This is a genomic window from Agathobaculum massiliense (assembly GCF_900291975.1).
Lineage (GTDB): Bacteria > Bacillota > Clostridia > Oscillospirales > Butyricicoccaceae > Agathobaculum > Agathobaculum ammoniilyticum.
This window is the reverse complement of sequence record NZ_OMPN01000001.1, coordinates 2,307,113-2,333,032: the sequence shown is the minus strand read 5'-3', so window position 1 is coordinate 2,333,032 and position 25,920 is coordinate 2,307,113. Positions and strand designations below refer to the sequence as shown.

17 protein-coding genes are annotated in these 25,920 nt (G+C 52.5%); 3 read left to right on the top strand and 14 right to left on the bottom strand.

All coding sequences use genetic code 11. The features are described from left to right. The first annotated feature begins 102 nt into the window (after positions 1-102). From DBQ51_RS11900 to DBQ51_RS11885, 3 genes are all read left to right on the top strand, one after another. Entirely contained in the window at positions 103-1,233 is a 1,131-nt protein-coding gene (locus DBQ51_RS11900; RefSeq protein WP_054327223.1) for a hypothetical protein, read from the top strand. A 504-nt stretch (positions 1,234-1,737) separates the two neighbouring features. Beyond that, on the top strand, positions 1,738-2,925 hold the full coding sequence (locus DBQ51_RS11890; RefSeq protein WP_054327222.1) for an amidase domain-containing protein: 1,188 nt from the start codon (positions 1,738-1,740) through the stop codon (positions 2,923-2,925). Between the two features lie 18 nt (positions 2,926-2,943). Next, complete coding sequence (locus tag DBQ51_RS11885) at positions 2,944-3,582, top strand: stalk domain-containing protein (protein WP_107631659.1); 639 nt, start codon at positions 2,944-2,946, stop codon at positions 3,580-3,582. Between the two features lie 314 nt (positions 3,583-3,896). Here DBQ51_RS11885 and DBQ51_RS17690 read toward each other — a convergent pair whose 3' ends face one another. The 14 genes from DBQ51_RS17690 to DBQ51_RS16620 form a co-directional block, all read right to left on the bottom strand. Next, entirely contained in the window at positions 3,897-6,308 is a 2,412-nt protein-coding gene (locus DBQ51_RS17690) for a lysozyme family protein (RefSeq protein ID WP_452039158.1), read from the bottom strand. 7 nt (positions 6,309-6,315) lie between these two features. Further along, positions 6,316-8,649 (bottom strand): VirB4-like conjugal transfer ATPase, CD1110 family, encoded by a 2,334-nt coding sequence (locus DBQ51_RS11875; RefSeq protein WP_107631658.1) that lies wholly within the window; start codon positions 8,647-8,649, stop codon positions 6,316-6,318. After that, positions 8,624-9,037: a PrgI family protein gene (locus DBQ51_RS11870; protein ID WP_054327215.1), complete on the bottom strand. Its 414-nt coding sequence runs from the start codon at positions 9,035-9,037 to the stop codon at positions 8,624-8,626. Before DBQ51_RS11870 ends, DBQ51_RS11875 begins: the two co-directional genes overlap by 26 nt. Positions 9,038-9,063: 26 nt before the next feature. Continuing rightward, positions 9,064-9,897 (bottom strand): hypothetical protein, encoded by an 834-nt coding sequence (locus DBQ51_RS11865; protein WP_054327214.1) that lies wholly within the window; start codon positions 9,895-9,897, stop codon positions 9,064-9,066. 27 nt (positions 9,898-9,924) lie between these two features. Further along, positions 9,925-10,272 carry a formate hydrogenlyase gene (locus DBQ51_RS11860; protein ID WP_242977923.1) on the bottom strand — a complete coding sequence of 116 codons (348 nt, stop codon included), beginning with the start codon at positions 10,270-10,272 and terminating at the stop codon, positions 9,925-9,927. Between the two features lie 19 nt (positions 10,273-10,291). Beyond that, a complete protein-coding gene (locus tag DBQ51_RS11855) occupies positions 10,292-12,190 on the bottom strand; it encodes a VirD4-like conjugal transfer protein, CD1115 family (protein WP_107631657.1) in 1,899 nt (632 codons plus the stop codon). A 6-nt stretch (positions 12,191-12,196) separates the two neighbouring features. Then, on the bottom strand, positions 12,197-14,425 hold the full coding sequence (locus DBQ51_RS11850) for an S-layer homology domain-containing protein (protein ID WP_107631656.1): 2,229 nt from the start codon (positions 14,423-14,425) through the stop codon (positions 12,197-12,199). A gap of 23 nt (positions 14,426-14,448) precedes the next feature. Then, on the bottom strand, positions 14,449-19,530 hold the full coding sequence (locus DBQ51_RS11845) for a SpaA isopeptide-forming pilin-related protein (protein ID WP_054327210.1): 5,082 nt from the start codon (positions 19,528-19,530) through the stop codon (positions 14,449-14,451). A 139-nt stretch (positions 19,531-19,669) separates the two neighbouring features. After that, positions 19,670-20,896, bottom strand: a complete 1,227-nt coding sequence (locus DBQ51_RS11840) for a CAP domain-containing protein (RefSeq protein WP_054327209.1) — start codon at positions 20,894-20,896, stop codon at positions 19,670-19,672. A 216-nt stretch (positions 20,897-21,112) separates the two neighbouring features. Continuing rightward, a complete protein-coding gene (locus DBQ51_RS11835; protein ID WP_242977921.1) occupies positions 21,113-22,009 on the bottom strand; it encodes a class D sortase in 897 nt (298 codons plus the stop codon). Continuing rightward, the gene (locus DBQ51_RS11830) at positions 21,930-23,357 is read right to left on the bottom strand and encodes a hypothetical protein (RefSeq protein ID WP_107631655.1); all 1,428 of its coding nucleotides are present in this window, start codon (positions 23,355-23,357) and stop codon (positions 21,930-21,932) included. Before DBQ51_RS11830 ends, DBQ51_RS11835 begins: the two co-directional genes overlap by 80 nt. Before the next feature lie 18 nt (positions 23,358-23,375). Beyond that, positions 23,376-24,164, bottom strand: coding sequence for a PcfB family protein (locus DBQ51_RS17220; protein ID WP_242977978.1), 789 nt, complete (start codon positions 24,162-24,164; stop codon positions 23,376-23,378). Next, entirely contained in the window at positions 24,058-25,542 is a 1,485-nt protein-coding gene (locus DBQ51_RS11820) for a relaxase/mobilization nuclease domain-containing protein (protein WP_054327206.1), read from the bottom strand. The genes DBQ51_RS17220 and DBQ51_RS11820 overlap by 107 nt, the downstream gene beginning before the upstream one ends. Further along, the gene (locus DBQ51_RS16620) at positions 25,542-25,850 is read right to left on the bottom strand and encodes a plasmid mobilization protein (RefSeq protein ID WP_390124405.1); all 309 of its coding nucleotides are present in this window, start codon (positions 25,848-25,850) and stop codon (positions 25,542-25,544) included. The genes DBQ51_RS11820 and DBQ51_RS16620 overlap by 1 nt, the downstream gene beginning before the upstream one ends. Positions 25,851-25,920: the final 70 nt, after the last annotated feature.

The following is a 25,920-nucleotide window of genomic DNA, read 5'->3' as shown; positions in this document are numbered from 1 at the left end:
GGTATCTCGTATAAGGTTTTGTATCAGTAAATCAATTTATCTTTTAACAGTAAGACCTATCAAAACATGATAGGTCTTACTGTATATCAAGAAGGTATCATCATGAAAAAAATTATTGTCTGGCTGCTTATGCTTTCTTTAGGCGCTACGACTTCGTCAGAAATACAAACAAATGATAAGTCAATTATGGATGAGTCCGACTACGCTTATCTTTCATTAACCTATACGAGTCTAAATTCCGAGGCGACGAACTTCAACGAGCAGCGCACAACATCGTTTTATTTGTATGATCTCAAGACAAACAAACTCAAAGAGATATACACGTATGTTGGTGCCTGTGAATATCCTGTAGGCGTCGTGGATTATAAAAATGCAAAAGTATATTATTCAGTCTGGGGTGATCCCTCAGATGCTTCTGCCGGTGACAAGCTGCAGGTCTACGACATCAAAACAGGGAAAATCAATGACATAACTAATTATCACCATGTATTCAATGAACTGGATTGGTATAACAATGCGCTGTATGGAATTGTGGGCGGAAAAGAAAGCAATGGTGTCGTCCAGCTGGCGAAGATAGACCCAACAACAGGTGAGATACAACCAATTTTCTCTAATAATACAGATTCAGTTTATCTCGACTTTTCAATCGATCACAATACTGGTGAGATTATTACGACTTGGTATTCTGACTTTGCTCGGCGACGCATGGACGTAAATCAAGAAAACGGAAAAATAACCCCATGTCCATTTTTTATTTCGTCTGTCGATACATCGGATTTCAGCCTGCAGTCAGTGATATATACTTTCTCGGATACGCCATATTCATCGCTATTTGACAACTATGGTGCAGATGCCGACAGCTCCGAAGTATGGGAGACAGCAAATAATCTTGAAGTATCGAATGTTTCCCGCCTAAATGATGACATACTTCTTTTCATTGGTCGTGAAAGCGTCCTTGACCAGCAGGCAAAACTTATGATGCTAAATATCACCGATAAAACCACCAGTGAAATTCAAATCCCCGGAGTGGCAACCTATTATTCATTTGTTGTTAGTCCCGATCAACAGACCATCTTTGCAAATCTTCAACTGCAGGATGGAACGCAGGGTGTATTTTCATATAATATACAAACACAAGAATTGAAAAAACTTTTTGATATAAACGAAGTATTAAAAGACTTTTCAGGCAACAAATCTGTAACTCCCACAACCATGCAGATAATTATTCAATGAATTACCCCCGACTGATGCCGGTTTCCCACGACACCAGTCGGGATTTCCTTCTACAGTCGCAGCTTTAATGGCTCATTCATGGATCCGAATTGATCACAGTACCATCTTTTGCTGCATACAGCCCATGAAAGCCAGCCTTGCAATACATCATGGGACATTCAAGCATTACCATGACATTAGGGTACTATGCACACGGTACTTTCAATTCAGCGAAAGCGGAACTTGAAAGACTGGCTCTTGCTTCTTAAATCGGTGGTTGTACTACTCATTTACTACTTTTTGTTGCATTTTCATGCTGGCAAATGCCAGCTTATGAAAAGGTAATCAGAAATTTAGTGAAAATCAAATATGCGTTTGTACGAAAAAAATGTTCTTTATGTTACAAGTTAATTCCACAAGAATATAAATTTTTCCTGTTTAAAATTCTAATTGAATTCGTTACGATATAATACTATGATGTTGTCGTAAGATCCCGAAACTGTTTTAAAGAACTGGAGGAGAAAAATGAAAAAGAGTAAACTATTGATTACAGCATTTTTAGCCTGTAGTGTATGTGCAGTATGTGCATCTGCCTCATATAATTCTTTAGATACGGTTGTAGCAGATGGAGCCGTAACTCTTGCTGAAGACACGGTTAAGGAATACCGTGAAGATTATTATGATGTTTCCAATCTGTCTACGCAAATTGAAAGCATCGAATATGCATCAAATAAAGTAAATGTTATTGCTCGTGTCGAATATGATACCATAATAAAAGCATCTACTCCGGAAGATTCTCCATACATTCAAGGAATTGAGGGGGCAATTGAAGATTTGACAGATGAAGCTCAAATCAGTGAAGCAACCGATTATCTTGAAATGTGGAAAAATGAATTAAATCGGAATCATATCAACAAAACAATTTCTAATGAAGCGACATTCAATATTGCATTTTCAATTCAACCATCACTCATAAATGCAAAGCAGTCTGTATCTGTTGATCAACTTTTAGCGAATTCCAGCATAATGTATCGTGATTATAACTTTATCACAAATGACAATGTAACAACGTTGAATAACGGAATTGCTGACACAGAACAGGAATTTACTGATAAGCCTATTGACGCTTTTGAATTAGAGACAGATTCTGAAGTGTATGAAAAAGCCTATAACACCGTTATACGCCTTGTAAACAACGGAACAAAGGCATCTGGATCATCCCGTGCGCAAGAATTGGATCGTGTAGCAGCCCGTGATTATGCACAAGATCCTGCCAACTTCCCTCGTAATCCCGATTATAATTATTACACGTCCGAAGATTGTGCAAATTTTGTTTCTCAGTGCTATTATGAGGGTGGATTGTCAGAAGATAACATATGGAAGAGATATACTATTCCTTGGATAAATACCGGTGGTTCTCGCTCCACATATTATGGTTTGTCTGACTACATGCAGGAGTACGACATTGTCTTTTGGGTAAAGGGAGATACCGATATTGATCGAGCTATTGCGGGCAGCATTATCTATTATCAGAGCGGGACACCGGAAGGGCATGTCGGAATCGTTACAAGTAATGATGGACGTACAATGAAATATAGTGCTCATACCAATGATCATTGTGATGAGACCATGAATCAAGAATGGTTTAGTGAAAACTGCGATTTCCTTATTCCATGCTGGGACTCTTATGATAATCGTTGGACCCCACAGTAAACAGGAAGGAGTCTTATCATGAATAAGCCCAAATGGAGTAAGACTTTAATTTGTGTTGTGATAAGCTCAATTATATGTTGTATTGGCGCTCTTGCAGTCAACAATCGAATTACGATAGATCTGCCGGATATCACAATTTTGGTGAACGGAGAAGAATTTATAGCCAAGGATGAGGATGGTGTCGTGGTGCAGCCCATTCTCTACAATGGAACAACTTATGTCCCTCTACGGGCCATAGAAGAGTTAAATGGTAAATTTGTCGATTGGGATGGAGACACCAACACCGTTTTGATTAACGATCCGATTTTCAGTGATGAAGATGTGGCAGGCGCAAAAGATACAATTTACCAGTTCTTTGAGAGTTTTTCGAAAAAAGACTATGATGCCATGTATGCTTTAACAACTGAAGGAACGATCCAATATGATTACAGCGGCGTACAGGGTGTGGCCGGAATGGCAGAGGCGACCGTTGTTTCATGTGAATATGATGCTGAAAATTCTCAGCAAGAGGGGAGGCTGGTGTTTCAATGTACATTCGATATGATCCCAGCAGAAATGAGCACCTTTGGACCGGATCAGCGGCAGACATCTTATTTCGTGATATGCAAAGAAATCAATGGCAAATATTACTTGAGTGACATATTCTCGGGGCTTTAAACCATCCAACGTAAATAATCATTCTGAAAAAGCAATTGCTTTTGCAATTGCTTTTTCTTTTTTCCTCCAGCATTTTTGCAAAGTATGAATTACCCCGACTAAAGCTGATTTCTCCCGACATCAGCCGGGATTCCATCTGTGGGAAGCGCCTTACATGAAGGCTGGGGCAATGTGAATATTTCTGTTGGCAACTACAACTTTTAATGATAAACAAAAAAATAAAGAAACCGGCCTGAACGCACTACGTTCAGGCCGGTTTTCCTCTTGGGGTATACATGTTCCATTGGAACACATTTTATAGCTTCGTATAATTATCAGTTAACCGCAGCGCCGCCCCAGCCCCAGCCGCCGAAGCCGTAGTAGCTGGTCCAGGATTCCAGCGTATCTATCGCGCTGCCGCCTATGTTGGACATGATCTGCCCGTTGCCAAGGTAGACGCCGACATGGCCGGCATTCAGCCCGCAGCCGCATGTAGTGCGCGAATTATATACCGCAGGGTCGTTATAAACCATCGCACCCACTGGGATATTGGAGCTATCCGTGCTTACAACGTTCGTTACCCTGTTTCGTCCGGCACAGCACCAGTTGGCCACCTGCACGCCTGCAGCACGGTATACCTGCTCCGCCCACATTTCGCAATACCCGGCAGGGGCCGTGATGCCGTAATTCTGGTAGTTCTGCGCGATCAGCACAATGCGGTTCTGTACATCGCTGCCCAGCGCGGCATGGTACTGCCGCACCAACAGGACATAAAACATATTGCCGTAGTTATAGCGCCAGCCGCCGTTTTTCGGGATGGATATCTCGTTCTTGTACGTCACCTTCACGCCGCCGGAATGCTGCCGCGAAAATTCCTCCGCCAGTTCGAAGCTGTATTTCTTCCCGTGCGATGCAACAAAATCAAGGAACCCGCTGCCGTAGTTATACGCCTGAATCACGGAATCCTCATCGCAGCCGAGATTTTTCGCCTTGCGCACCAGCTGGGAGAAATATTTGCAGCCCTGATTGATAGACGCTTCCTTGCTGAGCGAGTTCGGCGGCAGACCCATAGATTCGGAGGACTGCATTACATCTTCCAGCCGCCCGCCGCTTTCTACCTCAATGATCGCAAGCAGCGTGTCCACATAGTGGGATATGCCGTACATTGCGGCGTATTTTTCCACCAGTTCCCGGAGCGCCAGTACCGCAGTGGAAAAGCCCTTGCCGCCGGTCGCACTGCCCAGCAGCTGGACCAGTTCATCGCGGTAATCCTCCAGCAGTTCGTGCAGCATCACGCGCTGGGATTTCGTGAAATGGTACTTGTCCGCCGCCTGGTCGGCGGATAAACCGTCCACCCGTATATGCAGGATTCTGTCCCCGTCCTCTGTTTTCGTGTACCATTTTGTATACGGGTTCATATCCATATACACCCCAGCTAAAATCTCACGCTGGTCGGGTCCCATCGTCATCGCGTCGAAGCCGTCCTGCTCTGTCACCTTTACCGCAAACACAGCTAATACTTCCACGCTGTCTGCATAAGTACCTTCATATTCCACGCGGTCATAGCTTTCACCTGCCAACGCTGCGGACGTCCATGCCGTCTGCGCCGCCATGTACGCCTGCTGGACGCTCTGCCCGTCCACACCAATATTCTCGTCCGCAAACAATAGCCCAAGCGGCGATGCAATAATGGTAAGCGGCGCGGCAACAAGGCTTACCACCAGAACCACCGCCACACCGGCCAACAAAATTTTGCTCTTTGCCGCAGCGGCAGCCTTATGCATCAGCTCCGTGACGATCTTGCGCACGCCCTTTTTCGCCGCCCCGCCAGCACCGCCTTTTTCCCCAAGACGCAGCTTCAATTTGCGGACGCCGGCTTTCCGTGCGCGCAGCTGGTATTTTTTCAAGCCGTGCGCAGCCGTCCGGCTGCGCTGTGCGGCAGCGCTGCTTTGGTATGCCATATCCGCCGCCTTCTGCGCGTGCGCACGGCGCATCAGCGCGCCCTGCCTTACCGTACCGCCATAAACGCTTTCCGCGCCCTTTGCCGCTTTGCCATATACGGTAGACACTGCGTTTTTTGCCGCGCGGTCGCGCGCCGTACCGTATACCGCCGCCGCGCTGCGCCGGCCCTTCTGGATTCCCTGCCGGCGCAGCGCCAGCAAACGCCCGCGGGCAAGCCGGTACCGCTGCCCTTTTTTTAACCGGACGCTGCGTACCGCACGATTTTTCTGTTCCGCGGCATAGCGGAATGCGTACCGTGCTTTCCCATCCGCGCCGCGGTAACGGCGCGCCACACGCCGGACGGACTTTTTTACCGCGTATTGCCGCGCCTTGTCCCGCGCCGCGCCGTAAACCTTTTTCGCTGCAATGCCGCCGTATTTTGCAGTGGTGCGCGTGGTGACGCCTGCCACGCGTTTTGCGCTGTCCGCCATCCGGTCAGACGCCCTGTTTACCGCCGCAGCATCCGCACGCTGGCCATCCTGTTCCGCACGGCGTTTCCCATCCCTGCGCTCCTGCATTTTCCGCACAGCTATGCGAACCATGTATGCTTTCATGGTCCGCTTTTTGTGCTTTGCCTGCGGCGGCGCGCTTTTCGCCGCGTATACCTGCTGCTCCGCGCCCTGCCGCGTCCTGCTGCCGTACTGCGTGCTGGCCGCGCCGCTTACCGCTTTTCCGCACTGCGCCCGCGCAGCGCCATACGACAACTTTTTCCTGTCCTCCGGCGTTTTGTATCTGTATGTAGCCATAGGGATATCACTCCCATTCGCCAGCCTTGGTGGTCATCAGGCGGTATAACTCGGTGTGCTTCGGGATATCGTTCTGGAAAGGGATGAATGCGCTGCCGAACTTCATCAGCCCGCAGCCGGGGTCCGCGTTTTCCACATAAGAAAGCTGGGCGTCGGAAATGTGCAACAGTTCCGCCAGATCGGCGCGGTCGGACGCGGACTGGGACAGCATGATAATAAATTCACTGTTGGCGAACAGCCATCGCGCATCCTTGCTCCGCAGCATTTCGCCCACATTCTGCGTGATGCCTGTCATATAGGCGTTGCGCTTGCGCAGCCGTTTCCACATACGCAGGAAGTAACTGGTTGCAAACGGATATCGGAAAAAGATTGAAAACTCGTCCACAAATACCCATGTCCGCTTTCCGGCCCGCCAGTTCTGCAGCACGCGGTTGTAGACGGATTCCAGAATGACCAGCATGCCCAGCGGCATGAGCTGCTCGCCCAGATCGAGGATGTTGTACGAGGTCAGGCGGTTGTGCTGGTCTACATTCGTTTCCTGAGAAAAAATGCCGAGCGAACCGGTGATAAACAGTTCTGCGGAAAGCGCCAGCTCCCTTGCTTCGTCCTCGTCCTGCTCCCGCAGCATATTGTACAAATCGGTTAAGGTCGGGGACTTCCCGTGATAGCCTCCGGCAATATAGCCTGCATACAAATCCTTGATGCACCGGTCTATGATAGACCGGTGTCTGGCATTGACGTCGTCCCCCATGATCTGTTCGAACAGGGACATGATAAATTCGGACTTATCCGCCAGCGGGTTTTTATCATTATCCGCATAGCCTTTTTCCATGTCCATTGCATTGATCCGCACTGCGGACGAGCCGGATACGTCGATCATCGTTCCGCCGAACGCGCCCACCATGGGCGTAAACTCATTTTCGGGGTCAAGGATGAGCACATCATCGTTCGTAGACAGGAGGACTTGGCCTATCTCCCACTTTGCGCTCATGGACTTTCCTGCGCCCGGCACGCCCAGACGGATGCAGTTGCCGTTTTTGAGCAGCGCGCGGTTTGCCAGAATCATATTGCCGGATACCGCGTTGTTGCCATAGCAGATACCGCCTGTCTGCTGGATTTCCTGCGCGGAAAACGGCGTCAAAATGCTCGCGGATTTGGTAAGCAGCGTGCGCTGCTGTACCACGCGGCGCAGCCCATACGGCAGCACCGTGTCCAGCCCGATATCCTGCTGCCATTTCAGCGCCGCCAGCTCGCAGCCATATCCGCTTGCCGTTGTTTTCAGCGTCTCGGTATCCGCGTTCAGCTGCTCCAGCGTATCCGCCATATGCACGACCGTCGTTGTAGTCATCATGATCCGCTGGTCGTTCTGCGTGGTTTCATCCTTATAATTCTCTACCACTTCGCGCATCTGCTTGTACTCATAGGGGATTTCGGCGGAAAAGTTATTATTGTTGTTCTGGCGCTGCTGCCAGCGGGTGATATCGGATTCCACGCGCATATCCAGCCGGTTGAGCATCTTTACCGCTTCCTGCGGGTGTACCGGCGTGATGTCAATGGAGAGCATCATCTGGCGCGGCAGCTCCATCAGGTCATGCACCATTTTATCGGGCAGCATGGACGCATACTCTTCAATGAACAGCACACGGGCGAAGCCTCGGTCCAGTTCGATATAATCTGCATGGTAGCGCATTGCCAGCGGGCAGAACACATCTGCAAAATGCTTGCCGCTGCGCATCATAGCCGCGACGTCGGCGTTTTTCATACGATGGTCCGGACGGAAAAAGTCATGCAGCACGCGGAACCGTTCCGTGTTGTTCAGCGGCTTTACCGTAGAGGAAAGCCGCTGCATCCCAAACGACAGGCTTTTCCCGGCGCGGCTGAAAAACATCCGCGCTTCGTTCTCGTTTTTGCGGTTTGCGGTCAGCGTCAGGAATTTCTCCTGCACAATGCCGTTGCTGCCCTTCGCCTTATCCATCAATACACGGTTCATCTCGCCCCGGTACCTGTCCAGCCCATCGTCCTTCTTTTTGTAGAAAACCGAGCCGCTCAGGCTGTCCTTGTTAAACAGCCTGTTTGCCAGTGTGATCTTCAGCCGGCTGTCCGCAGCAAGGCCGTTGAGGACGCGCCCCCAGGAATCCAAAATAGAGGTCTGATCCTCCGGGCTTGCCACCGCATAGTTGATATCCGTAAAAGACCATGTCTTGCTGTATTCGGTTGCGCCTACCTGCCAGACTGCGTCCGGATAAACGCGCTGCACCGGTACGATCTGCTGCACGCTGCGCGGCAGGCGCACCGGCCGGACAGGCGGCTGCGCTTTAGACTGTTTTTTTCTTTTGAGCATTGCTTTTCTGCCCCTTTCCCATATGTTTTTTCCTCGTTTTCGTTGCGCGCTGGCGCTCCTTAATAGCGGCGCAGTGCAGTGTGTCATAGAGGCACACTGCGCGGTATACATACCAGCCGTTATGTCTAAACATGGTACGGAGCCACGCCCGCGCAATTTGTTCAAAATTCAGCCCATGATAACTCATAAAGCCAACTGCTGCCGGCAGCGCGGCGAGCAGTATGCACAGCACGCTTGCCGTTTCCTTGCCAATGAATGGGCGCAGCCCAAAATTCGCTGCGCCTGCAACCACCAAAGCTACAAAGCCCCATATCGTCTGGCGCATGCTCAGCCCCATGAACACGCCCTCGCGGTAGTTCCGTATTTCTTTATTAACCGGGCATTCCATGCCGTTTCAACCTCCTTTTCTTTTCTTTACAATGCCAGCATATCTTTCACAACACGGTCCGCCGTGCTGACAATACCCAGCAAAATCAGCATCTGGAATATCACGCCGGCCATGTAACCCACCATCATACCGATGCTGCCCTCACCAAAATCGACCGATGGCAGTTCGTTGCTTGATATAAAAGCGGAATACACGATACACGCCAGCACAACAACAGCAGCTTCCAGGCAAACACCGATAAAGCTCTGGATAAAGGTGCGCCCGTGCCGGCTGGTCAGTTCGCCGCCAAACGCGGAAAGCGGCAAGGGCGCCAGCGCGACATACAGGTATACGCGGAAAAACCGCCCGTATACCTTTGTCAGCATCATCATGGACAGGCAGATAACAATGCCGGTAAAAACCAGCCCTACGACCCCTGAAATCACACTCTGGATGATGTTGGCGTCTTCCGCCGCCGTCCGTATTTCATCCGGCAGCGTAGCGGCTACTTCATGCAGGCTGCCAAGGCTTGTTGCTATGGAAGAAGTGATCCCGCCGGTGACCTCGAATATAAAATTGATAATTTCCAGCCCATAGGTGATTGCCGCCTGCGCGAGGACAAAGCGCAGGAACAGGCGGAACACCTGTTCCGGGTGCCGGAGCTCCCGGAACGAGGTGGACTGCTTAAAGAAGGACATCGCAAAGAACAGGATGAGCAGGCCATATCCGATGCCCTGCAGCACAGAAAAAATCTGCTCGATAGCAGGCCATATCGCGCCGCCCATAAATTCTTTGGGCGACTGCGTGACAATATCCCAGATTTGTGCCATGTAGCTGTTCCATGTTCCCAGCGCGCCCTCCAGTACATCTAACGCCCACATAGTTTTTCTTCAACTCCATTCCTGCTGTCAGCCGCCGGTGATAAGGTCCAGGATGTCCTTTGCGAACATGATCAGCAGCCCGCCTACCAGACACAGGATACCCTGTGTGCGCTGGGACGGGTCGTGCGACTGGATCGACATACCGACCTGCAGCACGCCCCAGCCGGATACCATCAGGCCAACCGCCTTGATGAGGGCAAAGATGAAATCCGAAAGCTGCGTGATCGCGCTCAGCGGATCGGCGGCGAACGCGGGGACTACGGCGAAACAGGCAACAGACGCAGCCAAAACCCCTTTTCGGTACAGGCTGCGCGTACGCTCATATGCCTTTTTGTTTGTGAGGAGCATGGTTAGTTTCTTCATACGGTTTTTCATAACAGTTTTCTCCTTTGTTTCAGATAGAAAAATATTCAAATTCGATGCCGTCTATCATTTCCTTCATTGCTTTCCATTCCTCTGCCCGTGCAGATGGACGGATCGGGTGACGCAGCGGCGGCGTATACGGCTCCGCCTTGCCGTCCGCGGTGAGCGCCAGCGCGGGGTGGCGCAGCAGGTCGTATTTCAGATCGCACACGGGATGTTCGCCGCGGATAAACAGCAGTGCAAACTTGTTGTCCAGTTCCCGCACCTCATCCGGCGTCAGCAGTTCGCGGCCCGTCTGTTGAAAATTTCGCGTGTAAGAGCCATGGCTGCCCCTGGTCTGTCCACTTGTCCGCGTGTCGATGGTGGCCTTGCCCAGCAGCTCCGAGACATACTTGTGGGTCACCTGTTCGTTGCCGCCCAAATAAAGGAACGTGTCACAGTTGCCTGTGATGTTCTCCCATGTGTCCTTATACATCCCCTTGAGCTGCGCGATGTTTTGCAGGATGATCGTGCAGGAAATGTTGTATTTCCGGCAGGTGGAAAGCGTCTGCTCAAAATCCTCCGGCAGCGGCACATTCGCATATTCATCCATGAGAAAACGCACATGGACAGGCAGCGTGCCGTGGTGTTTCCGCTCTGCACAGTCGTACAACTCTTGGAACGCCTGCATATACATCATGCTCACCAGATAATTAAAGGACTTGTCGTTGACCGGCGTGATAACAAAGATCGCGCGCTTGCGTTCGCCAAGGGATGCGAAATCCATTTCGTCTGTACCCGTAATGTCCTGCATTTCGTCCAGCAGGAAATATGCCAGGCGGGACGTTGCCATCTGCCGGATCGTATCGCGCGTCTTTTCCGGGCTGGTAAGGAACGATTTATAGTACTGCACCGCAATATGACTGTCACCTTTTTCTGCTTCCAGCTGCAGGAACAGCTGGTCTGTGGGGCTTTTCGGCCCGTTTTCCACAGCTTCCGCATTGTTGAGCAGGTACATGACCGTACCGAAGTTTTTATCTTCCTCCGCGCCCTCATGATACAGGTACAGGATCAGCGCCGTAACAAGCGCAGTCTCCGCCTTCTCCCAGAAGGGGTCGCTGCTGTTTGCGTTTTTCGGCGTTGTGTTCCGCACCAGCAGCGTCACGAGCCGGATCACGTCCGCATCGGAATGGATATAATCAAACGGGTTATAACAATCCGAGCGCCGCCTGTCTGAGAGGTTGAACACCTTAACGTCATATCCGCGCTTCAAGAGCAGCGGCGCACAGTCCCGCAGCAGTTCGCCCGCAGGGTCGCACACGATGTAAGAACAGTTTGCCTGCATCAGTCCTGGCTTTGCGAGCGAACGCGACTTGCCCGCGCCCGAACCGCCCACTACACAGATGTTCAAATTGCGTTGATGGCGGTAAACATCCAGCCCGATGCAGACATTCTGCGTCAAGGGGAAATTCATATCGCACGGCAGACGCAGTGCCTTTTCCGCCTGCATCTTTTCCTGTTCCTCCGGCGTCAGCCGTTTTATATGCAAATGCACAGGGAGCGACCGGAAGAAAGCGGCGATCTTCGATATCCGTGCTTTCAACCGCTCCATGAATTTGGGCTGATACCGGTACTTTGCGCAAACCTGTTTTGCCTTGCCCCATCTTGCCGAGCCATGTTCTTCGCCCGGACGGCGCTTACCTTGGCTGTCAATAAACAGCATGACACAAAGCACATAAACCAGCAGGATGATCAGCACTGCCTTGACGCTGTATTCCGTTATCGTAATGTGCAGGGGATATTCCATGGACAGGGATACGGTGTCAAACCATTCCGAAACTGTCCTGCCCGGTGCAGCTGCACCACCGCACAGCAGGCCGAACCATATCACAGGGATAGCAAGCGCCGCCCAGAGGGCGGCGCTTGGCATATTATTTTTGTCTGGCCTCATAGGAACTCACCACTGATAGCTGGACGCGATGAGTATGTCATTGTATGCCCAATGGCTCTGCGGTACATCCGTATAATTGACGCCGGAAACATTACTGGACGAAAGTGTGCGTCCCATCGTCCGGTTGACTACTGCTGCCGCTTCCGCGCGGGTAATATACGCACTGGGCTGGAAGCTGCCATCCGGGTATCCATTCACCCATCCACGATCTGCGCAGTATGCAATGGCACTCGCTTCACGCATCACAGAGGATACGTCGTAAAACCGTGTCGAGCCGGTATAACTGCCGGTCGTGTCGAGCCGATACATCATTTCCACAAACTCCGCACGGGTGATCGGCGCATAAGGCCGGAAGTACGAGGTATCCACGTCAACGACGCCGCCATACGCAAAGGCATCCAGTGCATTTGCATAATAAGCATCTGACTGCACATCGCTGAACCCAGCCATCGGATAACTTGCGTTCGGATCTGCATTTGTCATACGGACAAGCATCTGCACGGCTTCTGCGCGTGTCATATTATCCTCTGGATAGAATTGCGAATTGTACCCAACGAAGAATGGAGATTTTACAGAACGATCAATATAGATTTTCCCATTCGAGCCACTTCCGGTTGCGATTTTTTCCGCTTCTGCCGAGATAGAAACATTTGCACGAACATTGTTTACATAGACAGTCACCGTGCCGTCGCTGCTGCGCTCCATGTCATAACTGGTTCCATCAACGGCGATGATAGATGCGCCCGCATAGGCCGTTTCGGATTTGGAGCCGATTTTCAGCGTCACAGTATCAACCGTATAACCGCTATCCGGCTTGATTGTAAATTTCACATCCTTGCCATGAGATACGGTCGAGCCGGTATTTTTGCTGATTGTCAAATTGTTCGACTTTTGGATTGTTACACTGTGGCTGGTACTTACACGACTTGCCGTCGCAGATACGCGCACCGGCTTATCAATATCCGTCACATACAGATGCGTAACGCCATCCTGATCGGTGGTCATACGGTATGTTTCGCCGCTGACACGGATCGAAGTCTCGTCTGCATCTACGGTTTGGCTGCTATCGCCAATCTGCAGTGTGATACGGTCAAGCTCGTATTTATCTTCATCCGTGACGTAGATATCAAAATCTACATCCGTGCCAACCTCTACGCTGCTGCCGCAATTCTTGTCGATCTTCACCCCAGTACCCGCAGAGGTTGTCACCAGCAGATTATCACTGTCATAGACGCTCTCTGCGCTCACGGTGATGTTGCTCTGCAGATCGGTCAGGTATACCGTGCAGCCGCTGTCATTCCCGGATACGCGGTATGCGTTTGTGCCGATAAATACCGTGTTGGTATTCGGAGTGCTGTATGCTGTCTTTCCATCCGCTTCAAGGGTCAGCGCGTCGATGGCATAGCCCCGGTTTGCGGAAAAAGACACCGTGTAATTGCTCCCTTTTTTCACAATATCCTTGGACACCTCGCTGCTGATTCCACGTCCGGTGTGAACCGTAACCAGCACTTCATCACTGCCCGGCTCACGTTCGGCTGTTTTCAGCTCGATTGTAGCCGAGCTGGTGACGCCGCCGCAGTACACAGTCAGCACACCCTCAGCGTCCATTGTGAAGCGGTATCCCTGTGAGATCTCATCGCAGCCTTTGGAAAGCGCGACGCTGGTCTTGTTTTGGCCAATCGTCAGGTCTGCTCTGGTAATGCAATACAGATTGCCGTCCGGCTTGGCCGTCATGGTGTAGGCTTCGCCCTTGCCCAGCTTGGTCAAACCAGACGATAAGGCTGCGCCGCTCTGTGATGTGGCCGTAACCGTGTATTCCGAGCTGACGGCTTCCGCAGACAAGGTAATGTCATCCTGTGCTGCAGGAATGGAAACCGTCGCGCGGATCACGCTTGTTCCCTGTGCATCGATCTTGGATTCATAGCGGATGGGATAGGTTGTGCCGTTCATGGTCAGGTCTTTATCCAGACTGGCCACGTCGGCCCGATCTGTAAACTGACCGTCTGTAATCATGAGCTGGCTCAGATCGTATCCATCCGTTGGTGCAAAGGCAAAGGACTGGCTGCTGTCATCCACTGCAATCACATGCCGCCCCACGGACGACACGGTGTAACCCGTGCCGTTCTGTGTGGTGACGATTCTCTCAGTCTTGGGCTGCCCGTCCGCCGCAAATGCGGTGGAGCCGAGCGCCAGCATTGCGGCCATGGCCGCGCTGATAATTCGCCGTGCTTTCATAATATCTCAACCTCCATTGTTGTTTACCAGCCCGTCTGCGGCAGAACCGGCTTTGTTACGCGGTAAATGGTCGTTGTCCACGCATCGTTGGACATGATCCACTGCTGGTTATGCAAGCCGCCCACATCTGCCTTATTGACAAATGCTGTGCCTGCGACAGACGAACGCACATTGCCGTATACATACGGGGTTTCTACGCAGCGGAAGCCTGCGGGAACATTACCAAACACGAACATAAAGTCGGTGACAACCTCGCCGGACTTGAGGCCGAGCGCGGTGGGATTGGCCTGAATGGTGCGGTTCTGCGCCGTGGACAGGTTATCCGCGAGCGTGCGGTAGTTCTGGTTATAATTGGTGCGGTATACGATCTTGTAACTCAGCCGCGCATTGTATGTGCCGGTCACGATCTTGTCCAGCGTCACCGCCTGATACGGTAACGTATCGCGCCAGTAGAACGACTGGAGCGGAACGGTGGAGTTGTTGGCGATGTGCGATACCGTCCACCGGATCGGCTGGCCGGGTACGACCTGTTTCGGGCCGGACTTGGCAATAGAAACATTGGTGTATACGCTCTCGTTCAATACCTCAAGGCGCACGATCTGGCCGGAGAACTCGATCTCGGCTTCAAAGGTTTCACCGGACGCCCCGTAATACACGGGGGCTTTCGTTTCACGAATTGTGTAACGCCCCAGCGGCAGCAGCCCCGATACTGCGACGCCGCGTTCATTACTTACGATGGTATCCACGACGTTGCCTGCTTTATCATAGATTTCAAAGGTCGCGCCCTGCAGGAGCGTGCCGGCAGGCAGGCCGTTGATCGGGTTATCGTCCTTGGACTTCTTTGTGATCTGAATCTGACCTTGCTGCGGCGTATTTTCCCACACGATTTCCGTCGTTTCGCCCTTGGTCACACGGAATGTGCGTTCCTGCTCATCGCGGATGTAACCGGGAGCCGCCTGCACCTCTTCGGCGTAGTATTTTCCTTCCTCCAGCTCCTTTTCCAGTTCGATATAGCCGTCTGCATCCGTGGTGTACTCGCCGATCAGGTTCTTGTGCGCGTCTTTGATGATAAACCGCACGTCGGGGATGCCTTTTTTCGTCACCGCATCAATTTTCTTAATGCGCACACTGGACATCTTCGCATTCTCAAATTCAACCGTGGCCAGCTCCCCGGCTTTCACAATAACATTTTTGGATGTGCTGTCTAACCGGTAGCCGTCCGGCGCTTTGATCTCGGTCACAACATACACGCCGTCCTCCAGACCGGAAATGTTGACCAGACCGGAGGAATTGCTCGTATATTCGCCGACCAATTCGCCCGTGGCTTTTTCCACACGGAATTTCGCGCCCGGCAAGGCTTCACCGGTGTCCTTTACAATTTTGCGGATCTGCAAACCGTATGCCTTTTTATTGGTGAATACCAGTTCCATGCTGCCGCCGTCCTTGATCTCAAAGGTTTTGGGCGTATCCTGCAGGATATAGCCTGTTGGGGCTTTTACCTCGGTTACGATGTAGCTGCCCTCCGGCAGGCCGTCCAGTGTGATAACGCCGTTTGCGTCGCTTTCGGCCTCCTTCACGAACTCGCCATTAGACTTAGTGATCTTGAATACCGCGTTTTTCAGCGGCTGGCGGGTATCCTCGTCTATCTTCTTAATGGTGAAACCGCCCTTTTTCGTATTGGTAAAGGTCACCTCATAGGTCTGCCCCGCGCGGATTTCCACGGTCTTAGGCGTCTCGTCGATGGCATAGCCGTCCGGCGCGGAGATCTCTGTGATGATGTATGTGCCGGTATCCAACTCCGGCAGATGGATTACACCGTCCGCATCGGTCGTGACGCTCTCACGCACGACCGAGCCGTCCCCGCGGGTGATTTTGAAGGTAGCGCCCTGCAGCGGCTTCTTCGTCTGGCTGTCTATCTTTTTGATAAGCAGACCGGGCTTTTTGGTGTTCTCCACGGTAAGCTCGGTGTCCTTGACCGTGGTGTGCTCGATCTCCAGCACCTCATCGTTCAGGATGTACTCCTTGAGGGTGGCAATCTCCTGCACCTTATAAGTACCCGCAGGCGCATTTTTGATCTCAATGCGGCCATTTTCATCGGTCGTGTAATCGCCCAGCAGTACGCCATCCCGCCAGATTTTGAATTGTACGCCTGCCAGCGGCTCTTTCGTTTCGCTGTCGATCTTTTTCACAATGAAAGATTTCTGCTCGACGTTATCCAGCGTCAGCACCAGATCGCGGTCTGTCGTGTGCTCGCCCTCCAGCACCTGTGTACTCAGTTCATAACCCGCAAGGGTGTGTCGTTCCACAAATTTATAGGTGCCGGGGTCTGCATAGTCAATGGTGAACGTGCCGTCCGGTCCGGTCGTGAACATACCGATGCTCCTGCCGTCCTTGAAGCCCTCAAATACAACGCCCTGCATTGGTCTGCCGGTGTCAAGGTCTATTTTCTTTACGATAATATCCTTTTTGCGGGTATTGGGGATAGTGAAGAACGTGGGGTACTCCGAATTGTTCTCAATCGTAAATGTCTTTTCGTTGATGACATACCGCGGATCGGTTACGACTTCCTTTGCCTGATAAGTACCCGGCTCTGCATAGGGCAGCCAGATGCGGCCATGCTCGTCCGTGGTGTAGTTGCCCAGCAGCCTGCCGTCCTTCCAGATCTCAAAGGTGACGCCTTGGATCGGCTCCCGTGTTTCCTCATCGATCTTGTAGATACCGAAGTGTTTCTTGATGGTGTTCTGGAAAATCAGGGTCGGGATCTCGGCCTGATCTTTGATCAGCTCTACAGTCTGCTCCGGAGCATCCAGATTGTAGTGTTCTTTATCACCGTCTACCTCAACAACGCGGTATGTACCGGGCTGCAGGTTTTCGATCATCGCTTCGCCGTCCTGATCCGTGGTGACGGAGGTAAGTTTCGCGTCGTTGTAGTACACATCGAATTTCCAGCCCTGCAGGGGGATCCTGGTGTCCTTGTCCTGCTTGATGATACGGATGGACAGCTTCTTCGTGTTCGGTACATTGACTTCGCGGATGATCTGCGTGGGGTCTGCGGACGGGTCAATGTAAACCTCATGCTCTACTTCGTCCTTTAAGTAGCCCTGCGGCGGTTCTACCTCGACCACCTGATAGAAGCCCTTGGGAAGATTGTAGACCTTGGCATAGCCGTTGACGTCGGTCTTGACCGTCTGCAGCACCTGACCGTCGCGGCGGATCTCAAAGGTCGCGCCCGCCAGCGGCTCCTTGCTGTCCTTGTCGTACTTGTAGATCTGGATACCGGGCAGCGGCGCATTCTTGAAAGTAAGCGTCACATCACGGGTATTATCCCAGCTGAAGGTCTGGATATCACTGCCGTCTATTGCATACCCCTCCGGTGCGGCGATCTCGTATACTTCAAAAGAACCGGTGGGCAGGTCGCGGCCCTGGATCGTGAACTCGCCCAGCGCGTCCGTTACATAAGTGTTGACAAAGTCGTTGTCTATGCCCTTGACCTCGAACTTCGCGCCCATCAGGTTGCGCCCGTCCGCGCTGGAGGTCTTATGCATCTTGAAAACGTGGTCATCCGAGTTTGCCAGCTTGACTTCAACGGTCTTGCCGCCCGTGCCAGTGTTCACAACCTTATCCGGCAGCAGGGTATAGCCCTCTGGCGCTGCGGTTTCCTTGATGGTGACGTCGGTGTTAAGGGGCAAGTAAATAAAAAGTGCTTCACCGTTGCCGTCCGTAGTTTGCTCATCTGTTTTAGGGGTACCGTCTTTTTGGTAACTGATCTGGAATGTGCAGCCCTCCAACGGCGCACCATTTTCATCAGTCTTCAATACTTTAAGCTGAGTAAGATCTTCCGGCGTCTCATTTGTAGAGAAGCCGACATTTACACTCATCTTCCTTACAGCAGGCTCCACCATGATAACCGGCTGTACGCCCGAACTGGTTGTGCTGGCTGCATATACGTTGTAACGGTCTACATTCATGCTGGCAAAGAATTGGGTTTTCAAGGGTGTGCTGGCTTCATCCATCTGCTCCGCTGTGGCCTTGGGGATACAGAACAGGAAGGTTTCACCATAAGCCATACCGTTGCCGTTTTTGTACAGGTCATTGTTTTTGTCCACATGGGCCAGCGCAAGCCGCTGCGAACCATCGTCATCATAGCTCTTGTTGCCCTCGCTGTCCATGAGGAAAGCACCGTCCGGGACATTGTCTGCACGGACAAAAATCTGCCCATATTCGCCCTCGCCGCGCACAAAGGTTGCGCTTGCCGCCGCCATAGGCAGTACCATGTACTGCTGCCCCTCTATCTGCTTCTCCGCAAAGGTGCCGCCGGATACGATACTGCCGCCTACATCGATCGTACCGGTCTTTTGCGCTGCGGGAGTGTACTCGGTGTTGCCGGGCGTGTAATTGATGGTAGCGCCTACCCACGGCGCATGGCCTTTGCCGCTTGGCCCCCAAGTGTTATAGAACTCATTGCCATACTCCAGCATTTTTATAGCGGCAAACAACGTCAGCGCTTCCGACGTGGAACTGGCGCTAAGCGTCTTGCCGGCAGTGCGATAACCGAGCGACGTGGAGCTGCCATAGCTTACGCCATAGCTGCTGTTTGCAGCAATCTGCGCATCGCCCAGCGCACACCAGATCGCGGCCTGACTGGCGCTGAAGTACATATCTTCTGTAAAATTTTCTTTGGAAAGCGGGCTTCCTACACTGGAAATAAATTCATTGAGCGTCATACGCGCATCGCTGCGCGCCGCGACGCCATACACATGCATATCCGATACGCGGCTTGTCACCGTGTACGGCATTCCCGATGTGCCGGGGTTGCCCTTGCTGTGGTCCGCGCAGTATGCGCGGATCTCTGTGCCGTCTGACGCTTTGGTGAACATAGGCCAGACGTTGCGCGGCGCGCCGTTTTGCTGGAACCAAGCCTTTTGCACGCCCTTATCCGCAATGTTATATACCTCACCCACGTTAATTTCAATGCTGGACGCTTCGTTGTCCTCCTCTGCCAGCGGCATAATGCCGTCTGCCGCACCGGCAAGCGGCACGCTTGCAGCCAATGTGAGCGCGGACAAAACGCCCGCCGTTGTCCGTTTGAAAATATTCTTTAGCATTTTTCCTCTCCTTTTGTCTGGAATAAAAAAGCCGCCTTCGGGAAAGGAAGGCGGCGCTCTCTGTAAAGTATTCATTTTCTACAGGTAAAAGAAAAGAGCGATTAGGTTGATCAACTAACCGCTCGTAAACTTTATATGTTTAGAACATACCAAAGATTTGGACACCATATATTTGTCCATACTGATTTTGGGTTAATGCAATTCCAATAGCATTAACCTCGTCGCTTAAAATCCATGCACGATGTCCCTGTGATTGCATAAAGGTGTTCATAAGTGAACTTGGCGTAGAAGATGTTGTACCTTGAATGATATTTTCTGTCTTGAAGTTTTTCACAGGTATTCCAACTTCGTCTAATAAATCATATGGGGTTCCTGAAGGACGATCATGCGAAAACCTTACTGTTATTTCTTCTGCACGAACTCGTGCCATTTCTTGAAGTTTTTCATTAAAAACCACAGACTCCAGTCCGCGTACTGTTCGTTCTTCATTGACCAAGTTCAGCATCTCATCTTCCCATGCACGCAGGGTTTCATCGCTTACACTGGAGATGTTAGTTTCGTTACCAGTATCACTGTTTTCACCGCTAATGTCTTGTCCCAGCGCCTTGCGCAGCTCATCTGCCCAGAAATGGTTTACCGTGCGGTCATCTTCGAACGAAACCGCGTCCACCGGCGCGCCTTTCATGGCATCCAGCGCAGCGATAACATCCTCTACCGTGCCGTCTGCTTTGCCCGTGATGACCGGCGCATACTGCTTAGCGGTCGTGAGGTATTTGCTCTTATCCCAGTTGCATTTAATCATGGCCTGATTAAACTCCGCCATGGTTTTGTTCCACTTCGTGATGGCGCTGCCGTTGGCAGACGTTGTGCTTTCGGTGTACGGCGCATCCGTATCGATGCGGACGCTTGCCGTCGCATTGTCATAGCCCACACCAAAGTCCACCTGCTTGCCGATATCGCGCAGCTTCACATAGTTGTTGCCGTCGATCTGGTAGGCTTTCATGTTGACATAAATGCCGTCCACCGCAATGCGCTGATTGCTGACCTTGGCCACCGCACCGCTTACCGAGGTATCTGTGATGCCCTCCGTGCTGGGTGCAGTGCGCGTCGTGCTGATCTCAACGGTCTGCGTAGCTTCATCGTAATCCACGCCAAAGCCTACAAGCTTGCCAATATCGCGCAGTTTGAAATAATTGTTGTCCGCTATATTGTAGCCCGTAGGATAGACGCGGGTGTTATCGACGTAAACTATTTGCCCCTTATCACGGGTGGGAACAGCTGCTACCGCATAGGCAGCACCAGCAAACGGTACTAAGCCGGCTACCATAGCCGCGCTGAGCGTCGCTGCAATAATGTTCTTTTTCATATCTGATGCCCTCCATTCCGGTCTGGCTTTTATCTCTCTTTTGATATTTTTATTATAGCAGACGCTTGCGAAACCGTCAATGGAAGCACACTTAATCAAAACAAAATTTATGCTTTAACAATTGTTTTTGCGTGTTTTATCAGATATATTGAACAAATCACAGGTTGTTGATAACTTTGAAAATCCGATGCGGTTTTGCCCGTCACGGCCGCACGGTCACATCGCAGCCGCCTGTACGCACCAGCGGTAGGTCTGCGCCTGATCGGGTACGCAGGTGACAAGCGTCAGGATGTTTTCATTCGTGGGGTTGAGGACGTCGACCTCGTACTTGGAGATCTTGCGCACGCTGTAAACCTCGTAGGTGCGGGTGCCATACACGGTCGTATAGGTGATTTTTGAACCGGCAGACAGGTTCCAAATTCCAGCGAAATAACCGTAGCTACCTCTGTTGTGGCTACAAAAACCAACATTGCCATCCCATGCGCTGGTGCCTTCAAAGTGCGCCACACCCAGCCGCAGGTTGCTTACCGTTTCGCCGTCGTACACTTTCTTTGTCACACCGAGCGCAGGGATGGACAGCGTGCCGATACTGCCGTCTGCATAGGCCATACCGTCCACTGGGGTGTAGCCCGACCCAATGGCAGCATCCGCGCCGCCGCCCGTATAGCCACCCATACCGCTGGTTGTGGTATTGTCGTAAATCGGCTCGCTGCTCACGGCGTTGCCTTCAACGTCAGGCGGCATGACGATCGTGCCGCTGCCGCCTGCCACTGTGCCGTTTTCCGTCACGCCCGGCGCAAAACCGGCCTGTGTGCTGTGCGGGAACATCGGCTCCACACCGGAGATGTCCGGCGTCAGCAACTCTCCTGTTCCCAGCACATCGGCAGACGCCGATCCAAATGCGGGCGGTACAAACGCGCTGTCTTTGCTGATGTTAACATTGACCTCATCATCACCGACCACCGTGACTGGCTCGGTTGATGTCGGCTTGCCAAAGTTGCCACTGGATGGCGCATCGTATGTATACGAAAGATTAGCCGCCCAGGCCGGGGTACTCATCATCGCCATCGCCATCATCCCGCACAGCGCGCGGCGGACCGGCGGGTGCAGCATCCCCGTCCTGCACGGGTTCCGAAGGCGGCTGGGTTTGTCCGGCCTGTTCAGCGGCGTCCGGCTCTCCCGCCCATTCCTCCGCATCAGCCCATTCCTCTTCCGGCGGTGCAGCCAGAAGCATGGCAGCCTGCTCTGCTTTCCGCTGCCTGCGGCTGCGGATCGCGGCTTTGATCTTCTCCAAAGGTCCAAAGAGGTACTGTGCCTGCCGCAATTCTTCCTCTTCGGTCCGTTTCTGTTTTTGCCTTTCACGCAATTTCATCTCCGTTTCCTTCATCGTCTGCTGCGCTTTGTCCCGCGCCTGCGCCGCCATGGCCTGCATCTGCGCCATCATGCGCCTGCACGCAGGGGGACGGAGCGCAAAAATGATCATCAATACGCCAAACACGGCGCACAGCACCCAGCTGACCGGCACGCTTCCTGCGCCTTCCTCCATCGGCTGCGTATCCTGTCCCTGCGGCAGAATGCCGGTCAGGTCAGGCGGCGTGAGATCCTCTTCCGGCTCAATCACAATGGGTTCGCCGCGGAAAACCGCGATATACCGCATACAGTCGTTGTTCCGGTGCGATACCTCGCCCGCATAGGTGGCCGTCACAGTATAGCCCGTCGTGCGGCTGGAGGTAGCAGTGCCGGTATAGGTCACAACTGCTGTATAGGTAGTTTCCATTGTACCGAGATTGTCTGTTTCCTCGGTTTCAGGCGTCCATTCGATATCACTGAATGTCAGCGTATGCCCGTTGTCCTCAATCGTTTTGGGGATATCCGTCATATCCATTTCCGGCATATTGGGATATTCCCGTGTTGCGGATAACGGCTCGGACACGCTTTCCGTCCCCGCCGCTTTTGTGGAAATACTGGAAACATCCAGATAGGCCGTGCCGCTGTACCCGTCCTCCGTTGTCACCGTCTTGCTTTTGGGCAGCAGCGCTATAACATCGTTGGAGTTATCCGAGGTAGAGGATACTGTCACGTTTTCCGAGTGCATCTTACGGTCTATATCCGGCATTTCAATGCGCAGGATATCCTCCAGCACATAGTGCATCCCGCCGCGGTCAAATTCCTCCTGCGGGATCTGGTCCGGTGATACGGTTTTCGGCACATCGTAGATCTTCTTGCAGGTAAGGCCGTCCGAACTCATCTGCACGTCTACCGGATAGTAAGCCGGCTCCGTTTGTATTTCCGCCGTGGTTTTTTCCTCGGCGGTTTTTGCATCCGTTTTTTCCATGCCTTTTTCGGCAGCAGCGACCGTTGCCGGCTGTGCAGCGGGGGCGGCGTCTGCCGCGAGCGCCTGCACCGGCGATGCGCAGGCAAGCAGCAAGGCGGCGGACGCGCAAAATATCCTGAACTTCATTTTCATCATCTCCTACTGTTATCTGTCCGGTGTCTTTGGCAGTTTTGGCTTCGCAATGTGTTTGCCGGGCTGCTTTAAGTGCTGCGGTTCGTGGGCGGCGCGCTCCCTGATCCCCGCGATTTTTTCTTTTACAGACTGCCTGCCTTCGCGGCGCGGCGCAGCCTGCCTGTCCGCTGTTTTGTCCCCGCTGCGCTCCGGCATGCCGAGCGCCCGGGCAAGCTCGTCCTGCACCGCGCGGAGCACCGCCCGGCATTCTTCCGTGTTTGCACCCTGCTCCATCGCGGAGCGGATGCCGGTAAGGCTGGACAGCATCCGCTCCGCCTGCGCGCGGTCAATTGTAGCAGCTGTACTCGTCCGGGGCGCGGCCTGAGCCGGCGTCCCCTGCATCATCTGCGTCATCGTTGATTCCGGTCCGTGCTGCGTCCCACTGCCGGATGTCGGCAATGCGCTTTCGGACGGACCGGTTTCCGCGTTTTTTTCACTCACACTCACTTCTGCACCAATCTTCTCGCGAATCAGGTTTACATTTGGTACATCATCTTGCCGGACAATAATGTCCACAGTTTCCGGGTGGTCTTTGTCCCGGACAATGGAGAACATTACGCCATATTCTTTTGCCAGATCGGAAAACGCTTTCATTTTTTCCGCAGGCAAGGGGAATGTGGTCAAAGCAGCGCCGGACTGCAGCAGCTTGGTAATATCACTTTTCCCTGCAATCTGTTTCTCGTTGCGGAGCACCGCCACGAGCAGTGCCGCGAGATTGACCGCGCCCTTCGCTGCGAGTTTCACTGCGAATTCGGTCACCATGAGTTCCATGCGGAGCATCTGGTCCGCCGCCGCGCTTTCTGGATTCATATTGCTTTCCTCCCATCGTTTTCGCGTGGATTGTTTTTTCTTCTTTTAACGCTGCCGCCAGCTTTGCTTCCATTGCCGGGGCGGCATTCTGTATTGCGGTACAAATACGCTGCTGCTTTCTCAGGTCGCGCAGCGTATTTGTGATCTGCCCGGCCATGCTGCGGATCTGCTTTTCCTCCGCCCCCGGCCTGCGCAGGTCTGCATACAGCCGTGCGCGCCGGTCTGTCAGGATATCCACTTCGTTTGCCAGTGCATCCGCATACATGGACACCTCTTTTGCAGTTTGCAGTTTATTGTCCCGCAGGAAATAGTACTGCGCGGCATACCGGTTCAGCTTTTTGAGTTCCGCCATCAGCTCACCGCGTACATAGCGCGGCGCTTTGCGTTTTTTCACTTTGCCCAGCATGTAGAGGTACCGCCAGTACAGCGCCCGGAAACCGCGCAGCTTTTTCCTGCTCCTGGGCGCGGGGGTATGCGGCTGCACGCGGTATTTTTTCCGCTGCCGCCCGTCCTGCCACTGCGTGCGGAGCTGCCGGATATTCCGGTCTACCACGCCGCGCTGCGCCTCGATGCGCTCTGCAATGCGCCGGGGGATGTATTCTTCCCCCAGCGACCGTAGGCGGATAAACCGCGCCGCCTGCGGGTGGCGGACTGTGATGTATTTCCGCCGGTCGTTGATGCGGATCTCATACCCGCGTGCGCGCAGCATATCCCAAAATTCGTTCAGCGTATGCGCCTGCGCGATGACAATATCAATGTCCTCCCGTATCATCCCACGGACTGTGGGGCGGTTCTCCTGTTCCGCGCGCCACTCCGCATAATGCTTCCCGGCTTTGACGCGGGGCGCATCGATTACGGACAATTCATGCGCGCGGCAGATTTCGTCCGATATGCCGCGCAGTTCATAGAACGTCTGCGGCGTGGAACGGTACTTGCGGCCATCCACAAACGACACGGAATTGACTATGATGTGATTATGCAGATGGGCTTTATCCGTATGCGTCCCGATCACTACTTCAAACCGTTCGCCAAAGCACCGCTCCGCGAATTGCAGCCCGATCTCATGCGCCTGCTGCGGCGTTACTTCTCCCGGTTTGAAGGACTGGATAAAAAGATAACCCAGCACGTTATCTTCTTTCCCAAAATATTGTTTTGTGCGGGTCATTTGCTCATAGGCGTCATCGCAAAAGCAGTTTACAGCGTCTGTCAATGTATCAGGCAGGCCGTTGAGGTTGGGGAATCCCATGCAGGAGGTTTTCTGCGGATTGAGCGCATATTTAATTCGGTCGTCCAAACGCGAACGGATCGCGTATACCTTCAGCACTGCCATTACATCAGGCGCTCCAGCTGCTCTTCTATTTTTTCCTGTTCTGCCGCGAGCTGCGCCAACGCTTCCCTTGGCACGTTGCCGGAGATATGCGCCAGCTTGGCGATCTGGTTTACATTCCGGCCAACGCCGCGCACCTGTTTCTGCACATCCCGCAGTACTTCCAGCGGGATAGTTTTCACCTCGGAGCTGGTGAGCATCCGGCGAAAATACTCCGACATTGACAGGTGACATCCTGCAATTTTTTCTTTTAACAAAGCACGTTCCTCACTATCCAAACGGATAATGATTTGATTTGACCGCTTTCGCATTTTGTTTTTCTCTCCGTTCCGTCCGTCCGGGGGTTTTAGGGGGCTTTGCCCCTTAACAAGCTGCATTTGG

Coding starts and splice junctions, on each gene's coding strand:
- DBQ51_RS11885 (WP_107631659.1), top strand. CDS start 2,944: ATGAATAAGCCCAAATGGAGTAAGACTTTAATTTGTGTTGTGATAAGC.
- DBQ51_RS11845 (WP_054327210.1), bottom strand. CDS start 19,530: ATGCTAAAGAATATTTTCAAACGGACAACGGCGGGCGTTTTGTCCGCG.
- DBQ51_RS11860 (WP_242977923.1), bottom strand. CDS start 10,272: ATGAAAAACCGTATGAAGAAACTAACCATGCTCCTCACAAACAAAAAG.
- DBQ51_RS11820 (WP_054327206.1), bottom strand. CDS start 25,542: ATGGCAGTGCTGAAGGTATACGCGATCCGTTCGCGTTTGGACGACCGA.
- DBQ51_RS11850 (WP_107631656.1), bottom strand. CDS start 14,425: ATGAAAGCACGGCGAATTATCAGCGCGGCCATGGCCGCAATGCTGGCG.
- DBQ51_RS11875 (WP_107631658.1), bottom strand. CDS start 8,649: ATGCTCAAAAGAAAAAAACAGTCTAAAGCGCAGCCGCCTGTCCGGCCG.
- DBQ51_RS11855 (WP_107631657.1), bottom strand. CDS start 12,190: ATGAGGCCAGACAAAAATAATATGCCAAGCGCCGCCCTCTGGGCGGCG.
- DBQ51_RS11835 (WP_242977921.1), bottom strand. CDS start 22,009: ATGCTGCACCCGCCGGTCCGCCGCGCGCTGTGCGGGATGATGGCGATG.
- DBQ51_RS11900 (WP_054327223.1), top strand. CDS start 103: ATGAAAAAAATTATTGTCTGGCTGCTTATGCTTTCTTTAGGCGCTACG.
- DBQ51_RS11890 (WP_054327222.1), top strand. CDS start 1,738: ATGAAAAAGAGTAAACTATTGATTACAGCATTTTTAGCCTGTAGTGTA.
- DBQ51_RS16620 (WP_390124405.1), bottom strand. CDS start 25,850: ATGCGAAAGCGGTCAAATCAAATCATTATCCGTTTGGATAGTGAGGAA.
- DBQ51_RS17220 (WP_242977978.1), bottom strand. CDS start 24,164: ATGGTGACCGAATTCGCAGTGAAACTCGCAGCGAAGGGCGCGGTCAAT.
- DBQ51_RS17690 (WP_452039158.1), bottom strand. CDS start 6,308: ATGGCTACATACAGATACAAAACGCCGGAGGACAGGAAAAAGTTGTCG.
- DBQ51_RS11865 (WP_054327214.1), bottom strand. CDS start 9,897: ATGTGGGCGTTAGATGTACTGGAGGGCGCGCTGGGAACATGGAACAGC.
- DBQ51_RS11840 (WP_054327209.1), bottom strand. CDS start 20,896: ATGAAAAAGAACATTATTGCAGCGACGCTCAGCGCGGCTATGGTAGCC.
- DBQ51_RS11870 (WP_054327215.1), bottom strand. CDS start 9,037: ATGGAATGCCCGGTTAATAAAGAAATACGGAACTACCGCGAGGGCGTG.
- DBQ51_RS11830 (WP_107631655.1), bottom strand. CDS start 23,357: ATGAAGTTCAGGATATTTTGCGCGTCCGCCGCCTTGCTGCTTGCCTGC.